Consider the following 9,434-nt stretch of genomic DNA (forward strand, 5'->3'; position numbering starts at 1 on the left):
CAGCGCGGCCCGCACCTCGCTCGCGCCGCCGGTCCGGGCCAGCCGGGGCCAGTCGGTGGCCAGCGCGCCCAGCCGGTACGGCGCCGGGCGCGGCTCGCCGGACAGGGCGCGCAGGTGGTCCCGGGTGTTGGCGATCTCGAAGCCGGCGGCCATCCGGCGCAGGGCGGTGACCCCCGCCCGGGGCTGCCATCCGGCGAGCACGCGCAGCTGCCACAGCAGGGCGTCGAGGACCGCGCGGCAGGCCGCGCCGGGCTCGGCCCGCGCGTCGGCGACCCGGCGGTAGCGGGTGCCGGCGAGGGCGCGCAGGGCTTCGGTCAGGGTGGCCGAGGCGGCCAGCTCGCGAGCGCCGTCCGGGCCGAGTCGTCCGACGGCCATGGACCTGGCCCGTGTCACGCCCGCGACCCAGCCGGCGCCCATCACGGTCTCCTACTCCGGTCCGTGCCGCTCGGCGGGCAGGCCCAGGCCGGCGGCGACCCGCGCCACGATCCGGGCCGCGAGGGCGGGGGTCCTGGCGTGTGCCCGGGCCCGCAGCGCCTCGGTCTCGCGGCGCGAGGCGGCGTCCGCCCGCTCGGCCTCGGCGGCGGCCTCCCGCCGTATCCGGGCGGCGGTCTCGTTCCTGACGTCCAGGGCGCGTGCTCTGGCCGTCCGCACGGTCTCCTCGGCCTGCCGTTGCGCGGTTCGGCGCCGTTCGTCGGCCTCGCGGGCCGCTGCGTCGCGGATGCGGTCGGCCTCGGCGGCCGTGTCGTCCAGCCGGGTCAGCGGGGGCCGCAGTTCCGTCTCGAGTTCGCCCGACCGGTCGGCGGGGACACCGCCCGGTGCGGCCGGACCGGGCGAGCCGGCCGGCCGGAGTCGTATGCGGAACTCTCGGAACCCGGGCATGAGAACCTCCGGACCCGGCGCGGGTGCCCGCCGTGGCCCACTCTCACGCTACGAAGGCGCACGAAGGTCTTCTAGGGCTGATCCGCCCCGCGGAAGGGACCGGTCGGCCCTGTCAGCGGCCACCGTCCGGGCGAGACGGTAAGAGTCAGGAGGGGTGTGGTCTCCACGCACGCTGGGAGGTAGCCATGAGCGACCGAGAGGCACGAGAACACGCCGCCGCGTCGGTGGAAGCCCGGCATGCCGTACCGACCTTCGCGCCGTCGCCGGTGGAGGACGTCCATCAGGACATGATGGTGCGCTACCTGCAGGCGATGGCGTCCCATTCGGCGGCCGCGCTGGAGACACCGGTCGCCGCGGGCCCGCGCTCCGGCGAGGCCCATCACGTCCACCACGTTCACCACAAGGCACGCACGACCGCCGAGCTGCGGGTGCGTGACGTCATGCGGAGGTCGGTGGTGGACGTCTCCCGTGACGCCCCGTTCCTCGACGTCGCCCGGATGCTGGCACGCCGGCAGACCGGCGCGGTGCCCGTGGTGGACGAGACCCAGCGGGTGATCGGTGTGATCGCGGAGTCCGACCTGCTCGCCCGGGCGGCGTCCATCACCGCGGGCGAGCACCCCGGCGCGTTCGCCCGGATGCTGCGCCGGCATCCGCGGGACGCGGGCGCGGGGGTGACGGCTGGCATGCTGATGTCGGCTCCGGCGCTGACCGTCCACTCGTGGACCCCCGTGATCGAGGCGGCGCGCATCGCCTCGCGTTCCCGGATCAGGCAGCTGTTCGTCACCGATCACAAGGGGCACCTGGTGGGCGTCGTCAGCCGCAGCGAGCTGCTGCGCGCCCTGGTGCGGGACGACGCGGCGATCCGCTCCGAGGTCCTGCACCGGGTCATGGGCGGCGAGCTGGGCATCGACCCGGCGCAGGTGGACGTCGAGGTCCGCGACGGGACGGTGACGCTCAGCGGTTCGCTGGACGCCGGACGGATTCCGAAGCTGACGGCCGAGGTGGAACGGATCGCGGACGTCGTCGCCGTGGTGGACCACCTCGTCCCCGTCTGAGTCCCCGTCTGATCGGCCGCCGTACGGTGTGCGGGACCGCCCGCACACCGCGCGGCGCTGCGCAGCCACCCCGTCTCCGGGTCACTCCCCCGTGGAGCGGATCACGGCGACGGGGCAGTGCCCGTGGTGCAGCAGGGTCTGCCCGACCGAGCCCAGCAGCAGCCCCGTGAAGCCGCCGTGGGCGTGCGCGCCGGTCACCACGAGCTGCGCCGCGGCGCTCGCCTCGACGAGCGTGCCGCTCACCCGCCCCCGGACCAGGCGCCGCTCGACGGCGACGTCCGGGTATTCGGCGCCGAGCCCCGACAATGCCTCGGCCAGCACCCGCTGCTCCTCGTCGCGCAGCCGGTCCTCGTCGTACGTCATGAACGGCGGGTCGCCCGGGCCGTCGTACACCCGCTCGGTGGCCGTGTTCCACACGTGCTGCGCCACCAGGCCGACGGCGCGCGCCTGCGCTGCGGCGAAGGCGAACTCGACGGCCGGGCGGCTCTCCGGGGAGCCGTCGACGGCGAGGAGCACGGGACCGGACGGATCGGGCCTGCCGCGTACCACCAGCAGCGGGCGGCGGGCGTGGGCGGCGAGGTGGGCGGCGGTGGAGCCGAGCAGCAGGCTGCCGAGCCTGCTCAGCCCGCGGCTGCCGACCACGAGGAGCGGGGCGTGGCGGGAGACGATCTCCAGCACCATGACCGGCTCGCCGAGCATGCTGTCGGTGACGGTCCGCACGTGCGGTGCGATCCTGCGGGCCCGCTGCTCGGCCTCGCTGAGGATGTCGTCCACCCGCTCGCGCACGCCGGCCGCGTCCGGGTTCCACGCCGAGCGGCCCGGCCGCAGCGGAAGGGGCGGCCAGCCGACGGCGTGCACCAGGCGCAGCCCTGCGCCCCGCCGGGCGGCCTCCCGTGCCGCCGTCTCCACGGCGGCGAGGCTCGACGCCGAACCGTCCACTCCCACGACGACGGGGCCGCTCATGACGCATCTCCCCTCACGGCCGCCGCTCCCGGTCCGGACGCGGGTGGTGACGGCGGCAGCTCCGGGCGGCGAGGGTGTCGCGGCCGGCAGCGCCGGCGGGTGCGGACACGCCTCGCTGCTCCGGTCCCAGCCTGCCCCGGCCGGCCGGCTTTCCCCAGGGCCGGACGGCTCCCAACAGCGCACCGTCCGGCCCTCCCCCACCGGCGGACGCGGGACGACGCTGGAAGAAAGGGACCGAGGGGACCCGAACGCGGTGCCTCGGCGCTGCCGTCGCACCGCCGGGGAGGTGCGCCATGACCGGACTCGTCGTCGTCGGAGTCGACGGCTCGCCCGCCGGCACGACCGCCGCGTGGTGGGCCGCCCGGGAAGGCATGGCCAGGCGTTTGCCGGTGGTCCTGGTCCACTCGTGGACCACCCAGCCGCTGAACGTGCCGGTCCCGCAGGAGGCCTTGAGCAAGCAGCGGTACGGGCAGCGGGTGCTGCGCCGGACCGAGGCCGAACTGCTGCACCGCTACGGCGATCTGAGCCTCACCACCGAGCTGGTGGAGGTCTCCGCGTCGCAGGCCCTGCTGGAACACAGCGCGCGGGCCGCGCTGCTCGTGCTGGGCTCCCGCGGACACGGCTCGGCCGCGAGCTTCCTCCTCGGCTCCATCAGCCTGCACGTCCTGGGCCTGTCCCGGTGTCCCGCCGTCACCGTCCGCGCCGGCGATCCGGCGGTCGCGACCGGCTGGGGGCATCCGGCGGAGGAGCGGGAGGACATCGTGGTCGGGGTCGAGCCGGGACCGGCCGCGGACGCCCTGCTGGAGTTCGCCTTCACCACCGCGGAGGCGCACGGCGGCCGGGTGCGCGCCATACGGTCCGTCCCGCTGCCCGCGCTGGTCCCGCGCCCCCGCGTGATCGGGAACGGCCGGCGCGAGCCGGACGAAGAGGCGCGGCTCGCGGCCGCGCTGGCCCCGTGGCGGGAGAAGTTCCCCGGCGTTCCCGTCGTCGAGGAGACGACGGCCGGGCCGGCCGCGCACGTGCTGCTGTCCGCCGCCACCCACGGCCGGCTCACCGTGGTGGGGCGCCGTCGGCACCCCTCCGCGCTGACCTGGAAACTCGGGCCCGTCGCCCACGCCGTGCTGCACCACGCGCCGTGCCCGGTCGCCATCGTCCCGCACGACTGAGCCGACGTGCGGGACCGTGCCGTCAGACGATCTCCAGGACCTGTTCCACGGGCCGTCGCGGGCTCGCGACCCCTGCGGGCCCGTAGCCGAGGCGCAGCACCATCTGCACGAAGCCCATGCCCGACAGGGGGTCGCGGGCCAGCTCGCGCAGGTCCTGTCGTTCGAGGCTGTGCGAGGTCAGCGAGGTGGCCAGTCCGTGGAGGGTGGCCAGCAGCAGGACCCGTTCCATCGCCTCTCCGGCGCGCAGCCAGTCGGCGACACCGTCCTGGGTGGTACCGAGCAGGGCCAGGTTCGGGACGGTCTCGAAGACGGCCGCGGGGCGGCCGGGGACGGGCCGGCGGCCCGCGAAGTCCCGCACCGGGGCGCGGCCGCCGCGTTTGCTCGGCCCGAAGGCGTAGTCCGGTACCCCGTCCACGGCGGCACCGGTCTCCTGCGGGCCGACGCGGGTCCACGCGCGCATCTCCGCCAGGTAGGCGGCGTCGAAGTCGTCGCGTCCCTCGGCGTCGCGGACGTCGTCCAGCAGCGACTCGATGTGCCACCGGTCGGGGAACACCAGCTGGGTGCCCTCCCGTTCGGCCGCGTGGCACAGCGCAGCCCGCACCTCGGCCGGGACCGGCCGGTCCTCGAAGGGGTGGCGGCTGGTGTGCCGCCGGCCGAGCACCGTGGAGAGCCGGGCCAGCTCGCGGTCGGGGCGGTCGGTGTCCGTGATGCGCACGGCGGCGAGCAGCCGCCGGTCCGCGGGGTCGGGCAGCAGCCGGACGTCCGTGTCCCGGCCGCCGTCGGCGGCGGCGACACGGAGGTTGAACAGGGCGGCGCCGCATCCCAGGTGCAGGCCGCGCAGGTCGGGGTCGAACCGCGGCATCCTCCGGTCGAGGTCGGCGCGCAGTTCGAGCGTGCGGCTGCCCGCGGCGTGCCGGAACCGCCACGGCTGGGCGTTGTGCAGGGACGGGGCGGCCGTGGCCGCGGCCACCAGGGCCGTGACCGTCGTGATGTCCAGCCCTGGCGCCGGGCCGGGGCGCGTCCTTCCGCGCTCGGAGCCGTGGTCGACGTTCATGGCGGCCCCTTCCTCTCGCTCGGACCGCTCCATGGGAAAAGCCTCGCCCCTGCCGGCGGGCGCCGGGTAGGGGCCATCGGGTCTGGGCGGGTGGCCCATCAGGCCCCCCGCAGTCGGCGTCCGTCAGTCGACCAGGAGCAGGCTGCCGGACTCGCCGGGCCGCAGGCTCACCGACCGGTCCGGCAGCCGCACCTCGATCGGCGACGCCTCGGACTCGGGTACGGCGATCTCCAGACGGCCGCGGCTCAGGCGCAGCCGTACGTCCCAGTGACCCTGGTAGCGCAGGACGAAGCCGTACGACGACAGCTCGGGCAGCGGCACCGGGTCGAGCCACAGGGCGCCGGCGCGGGTCTCCAGGCCGGTCAGCCCGCGCTGGACGAAGTCGAGGGTGCCGGCCATCGCGCCGAGGTGGATGCCCTCCCCGGTGGTGCCGCCCTGGAGGTCGGCGACGTCCCCCTGCAGGGCCTCCTGGCAGAACTTCCAGGCCTCGGCACGCCGGGCGCGGGCCAGTACCCAGCCGTGGACCAGGCCGCTGAGGGTGGAGCCGTGGCTGGTGCGGGTCAGGTAGTGGTCGACGGTGCGCGACCAGGTCTCGTCGTCGACGGCCACCCCCAGCCGGCCGAACAGCCCGGCGAGTTCGGCCGGGGAGAACAGGTAGCCGAGCATGAGGACGTCGGCCTGCTTGGACGCCTGGTAGCGGTTGACGGTGTCGCCCTCCGCCTCCAGGATCCGGTCCAGCCGGCGGATGTCGCCGTACTTCCTGCGGTAGCCGTCCCAGTCGAGTTCCTCGAGGTCGCCGTAGCCCTCGAACTGGCTGATGACGCCCGCGTGGACGGGCACGTGCAGGGTGCGGGAGACGTCCTCCCACTGTTCGAGTTCGCCGCCGTCCAGACCGGTGCGCTCGACGAGCTCGCGGCGCCGGGACTCGGGCAGGTCGTCCAGGACCTCCAGGGTGCGGGCGAGCACCCAGGCGGCGGTGACGTTGGTGTACGTGTTGTCGTCGAGGCCGGGCAGTTCGGCACCGGGGTAGGCGTCGTGGTACTCGTCGGGGCCGACGACGCCCTTGATGCGGTGCCGGCCCAGGTCCTCGTCGTAGACGGCCGCGTCCCCCCAGAAGCGGGCGATCTGCAGCAGCATCTCGGCGCCCTTGGTCTGCAGGAACTCGGTGTCTCCGCTGGCCTGGCAGTACTGCCACACGTTGTAGGCGATCGCCGAGCCGACGTGGTGCTGGAGGCGGGAGTGGTCGGGCAGCCAGCGGCCGGAGTTGGGGTTGAGGTGGAGCCGCTGGGTCTCCTCGCGGCCGTCGCTGCCGCTCTGCCACGGGTACATGGCGCCTTTGCGGCCGGCTTGCCGGGCGGCGGTGCAGGCCTGTTCGAGGCGGCGGTGGCGGTAGCGCAGCAGGGAGCGGGAGACCTCGGGGAAGTGCAGGTTGAGGTAGGGCAGGACGAACAGTTCGTCCCAGAAGACGTGGCCGCGGTAGGCCTCGCCGTGCAGCCCGCGGGCGGGCACGCCGACGTCGAGGTCGGCGGTGTGCGGGGAGAGCGTCTGCAGGACGTGGAAGAGGTGCAGGCGCAGGATGCGGCCGGGCTCGCCGGGGACGTCGAGGTCGGCCCGGCGCCACAGCTGGTCCCAGGCCGTGATGTGGTCGTCGAGCAGGACGTCGAAGTCGGGCAACCGCCCGACCCGGTCGACGGCGGCGTACAGCGGGTCGCTGATCGCGGGATCGCGGGAGGTGTGCAGGGCGATCGTCTTGTCGACGATGACGGGGCGGCCCTCGGTCAGGCTCAGGACCGTGTACTGGGCGGGACGCGGGCCGTCGTGCCAGACCTTGACGGCCGAATCGGCGCTCAGCCTGGCGGCGACGCCCACGCGGATGTCCGAGGTGCGGGTGCGGCAGCGCAGCCACACGGTGCCGGAGTCGGCGCCGGTGTGCACGTGGGTGAGGTGGTGGCCGTCCAGGTCGCGGTAGCGCGGCACGCCGGCGTTGGTGACGGTGCCGTCGAGGGCGGCCTCCACCTCGAGCATGCCCTCGAAGCCCTCGGCGGTGAACTCGCTGCGCAGCGCGGCCACATGGGGGTCGCCCATGTGCACCAGCCGCTCCTGGCGCACCACCAGTGCCCTGCCCTCGCCGAGCCCGTACCGGGTGCGGCGTTCCAGCAGCCCCGACGTCAGGTGCAGGCTCTGGCGGTGCTCGAGCACGGTCGCCGTGTCCGGGGTGAGCCACGGGCCGCCGGGCAGGCGGAAGCGCAGCGGCAGCCAGTTCGGCAGGTTGACCATGTCCTCGTTCTCGACGCTGCGGCCGGCCACTTCGGAGGTGAGCCGGTTGTAGCAGCCGGCGACGTAGGTGCCCGGGTAGTGCACCTCGTCGGCGGCGCACTCGGGCAGGGCGCCGCGGGTGGCGAAGTAGCCGTTGCCCAGCGCGCACAGCGACTCGCGCAGCCGCTCCTCCTCGGGATCGTAGCCCTCGTACTCCCAGACCTCGTCCGTCACGTCCCCGGTCCTCCCGTCGTTCCCAAGGCCGGTCACATCTGCTGCGGTACGACGGCCACCGGGCACTCCGCGTGGTGCAGCAGCGCGTGTCCCACCCGGCCGAGCTGGAGCCCGAAGTGCCCGTGGCGGCGCCGTGCGCCGATGACGACGAGGTCGGCGGCCGCGGATCGGTTCAGCAGCACCTGCCGGGCCGGGCCCTCCACCGTGAACCGGCGCACCCGGACCGCCGGGTGGTCGGCGGCGGCGTCGTGCAGCACGGCGTCCAGCAGGGCCGACGCCCGCTGTTCGTGGTAGCGGGCCTGTTCCGTGGCGGCGCCGGAGTCGGCGGCGCTCTCGTGCTCGGGGCAGCGCCAGGCGCGTACGGCGTCCAGGCCGCACCGGCGGGCCTCGGCCTCCCGGACGGCGAACCGCGCGGCCTCGCCGCTGGTCGCCGGATCGCCGGCGCCGAGCAGGATCCGCTCGTGGGTGCCCTCCAGGCCCGCCTTGTCGCCGCGGACCACGATGACGGGGCAGTGGGCGCGGGCCGCCACGGTCAGGCCGACCGAGCCGAGCAGCAGTCCCGCCAGTTCGCTGCGGCCGCGGCAGCCGGTGATCAGGGCGAAGGCGTTGTGGCCCTCGCGCAGCAGCGCGTCCGCCGCGTCCTCGGGCACCACCTCGCCGGACACCGGTACCTCGGGCGCGCCACGGCGGGCCCGCTCCACGGCGGAGCCGATGATGTTCTCCGCCATCACCCGCCCCGACGGGCGGGTGAGACCGCCGGACGGCGCGGCGCCCTCGTAGCGCTGCCACAGGGAGGCGTACACCAGGCGCAGCGGCCGGTGATGCCGGGCCGCCTCGTCCGCCGCCCAGTCGACCGCCGCCAGACTGGATTCCGAACCGTCGACACCCACGACCAGGGGCAGCTCCATGGTTCCCACCGCCTTTCGCCGGGCCGCGGAACCGCGGCAGCGCAGGTCTCCTAGTTCACCGTGGCACCCGGACGCGGCCGGCGCGATAGGTGGTTCGGCCCCCTGCCGGGACGTTCGGCCCCCGACGGCGGCACGGCGGAAGGCGCGCGGGACGGGTGAACGCCTCTGCGGCCGGGGATTCTCGCAGGTGGGGGGCCGTTCGGGCATCTCGGATGCCCGTTCAGCCCTTTGTATACGGCCACGCCGGCGGCGACGCTGGAGATGAGCCCAGGGGGGAGGCCGCCGGCCGTCCCGGTCGGGCTCATCGGTACCGCTCCGCCCTCGGGCGGACGACCGAAGGAGGGCAGCCATGTATCTTCCGCTCTTCCTGGTGGCCGCGGCCGTCGTGGGCACCTGCATGGTGTTCGGCTACAGCCAGGCCCTGGTCGGGCTCACTCTGATGGTGGTCGGCGTTCTCGGCCTGATCATGTTCCTGTCCACGCGGGGCATGGTGAAGCGTCCCGGTGAGAGCGGGACGGTCATCGAGGAGCGCCACTACATGGGCATAGGCGAGCGCGACGACCGCCGCTACCGCGGCCTGTGACGTCGGCGCGGGTCGCCCGGTCCGGTAAGGGACCGTTCGGCACTCGTGCACGGCCGCCCGGCCCACGCCCCGGCCTTCCCGGCCGGGGCACGGTGAGGCCACGTCCGATGGGGAGGCAGCCATGTCCGAGAACACCGCCGAGCGTCCCGTCGTGGTCGGTGTGGACGGCTCCGCGGCGTCGGTGGCCGCGCTGCGCTGGGCCGGGGAGCAGGCGAGGGCGCTGGGCACCGGGGTCCTCGCCGTGCACGCGTGGGAGCCGGCCACGGGCCTGGCCCCCTACGCCCCGGCGTCCGGCCGGCCGACGCAGGCCGAGCAGCGCGAGGCGGCCGCCGGGCT

Annotated in this window: 9 protein-coding genes and 1 pseudogene; 4 read left to right on the forward strand and 6 right to left on the reverse strand. The window is 75.2% G+C overall.

The window, feature by feature from the left end:
- Both M8J74_RS43020 and M8J74_RS43025 read right to left on the reverse strand, forming a co-directional pair.
- A pseudogene (locus tag M8J74_RS43020) lies at nucleotides 1-417 on the reverse strand (V-type ATPase subunit); the annotation flags it as partial.
- 9 nt (nucleotides 418-426) lie between these two features.
- The gene (locus M8J74_RS43025; protein ID WP_249841607.1) at nucleotides 427-879 is read right to left on the reverse strand and encodes a hypothetical protein; all 453 of its coding nucleotides are present in this window, start codon (nucleotides 877-879) and stop codon (nucleotides 427-429) included.
- A gap of 185 nt (nucleotides 880-1,064) precedes the next feature.
- Here M8J74_RS43025 and M8J74_RS43030 point away from each other — a divergent pair, with 185 nt between their 5' ends.
- Nucleotides 1,065-1,934, forward strand: a complete 870-nt coding sequence (locus tag M8J74_RS43030) for a CBS domain-containing protein (protein ID WP_249841608.1) — start codon at nucleotides 1,065-1,067, stop codon at nucleotides 1,932-1,934.
- An 81-nt stretch (nucleotides 1,935-2,015) separates the two neighbouring features.
- Here M8J74_RS43030 and M8J74_RS43035 read toward each other — a convergent pair whose 3' ends face one another.
- Nucleotides 2,016-2,897 carry a universal stress protein gene (locus M8J74_RS43035; RefSeq protein ID WP_249841609.1) on the reverse strand — a complete coding sequence of 294 codons (882 nt, stop codon included), beginning with the start codon at nucleotides 2,895-2,897 and terminating at the stop codon, nucleotides 2,016-2,018.
- A gap of 293 nt (nucleotides 2,898-3,190) precedes the next feature.
- On the opposite strand from M8J74_RS43035, the gene M8J74_RS43040 reads away from it, so the two are divergent.
- Nucleotides 3,191-4,063, forward strand: coding sequence for a universal stress protein (locus tag M8J74_RS43040; protein WP_249841610.1), 873 nt, complete (start codon nucleotides 3,191-3,193; stop codon nucleotides 4,061-4,063).
- A gap of 22 nt (nucleotides 4,064-4,085) precedes the next feature.
- Here M8J74_RS43040 and M8J74_RS43045 read toward each other — a convergent pair whose 3' ends face one another.
- The 3 genes from M8J74_RS43045 to M8J74_RS43055 all read right to left on the reverse strand — a co-directional run bounded on the left by M8J74_RS43045 (nucleotide 4,086) and on the right by M8J74_RS43055 (nucleotide 8,515).
- The gene (locus M8J74_RS43045) at nucleotides 4,086-5,117 is read right to left on the reverse strand and encodes an Acg family FMN-binding oxidoreductase (protein WP_249841611.1); all 1,032 of its coding nucleotides are present in this window, start codon (nucleotides 5,115-5,117) and stop codon (nucleotides 4,086-4,088) included.
- Between the two features lie 123 nt (nucleotides 5,118-5,240).
- A complete protein-coding gene (locus M8J74_RS43050; RefSeq protein ID WP_249841612.1) occupies nucleotides 5,241-7,607 on the reverse strand; it encodes a glycoside hydrolase family 65 protein in 2,367 nt (788 codons plus the stop codon).
- Nucleotides 7,608-7,639: 32 nt separating this feature from the next.
- Nucleotides 7,640-8,515, reverse strand: coding sequence for a universal stress protein (locus M8J74_RS43055; protein WP_107416211.1), 876 nt, complete (start codon nucleotides 8,513-8,515; stop codon nucleotides 7,640-7,642).
- Between the two features lie 349 nt (nucleotides 8,516-8,864).
- Here M8J74_RS43055 and M8J74_RS43060 point away from each other — a divergent pair, with 349 nt between their 5' ends.
- Together M8J74_RS43060 and M8J74_RS43065 are read left to right on the forward strand one after the other, a co-directional pair.
- A complete protein-coding gene (locus M8J74_RS43060) occupies nucleotides 8,865-9,098 on the forward strand; it encodes a hypothetical protein (protein ID WP_058927155.1) in 234 nt (77 codons plus the stop codon).
- Nucleotides 9,099-9,219: 121 nt separating this feature from the next.
- The coding region (locus M8J74_RS43065) for a universal stress protein (protein ID WP_249841613.1) at nucleotides 9,220-9,434 on the forward strand (215 nt) is incomplete at its 3' end.

Origin of the sequence: Streptomyces panaciradicis, from assembly GCF_023516615.1 — a bacterium.
Lineage (GTDB): Bacteria > Actinomycetota > Actinomycetes > Streptomycetales > Streptomycetaceae > Streptomyces > Streptomyces panaciradicis.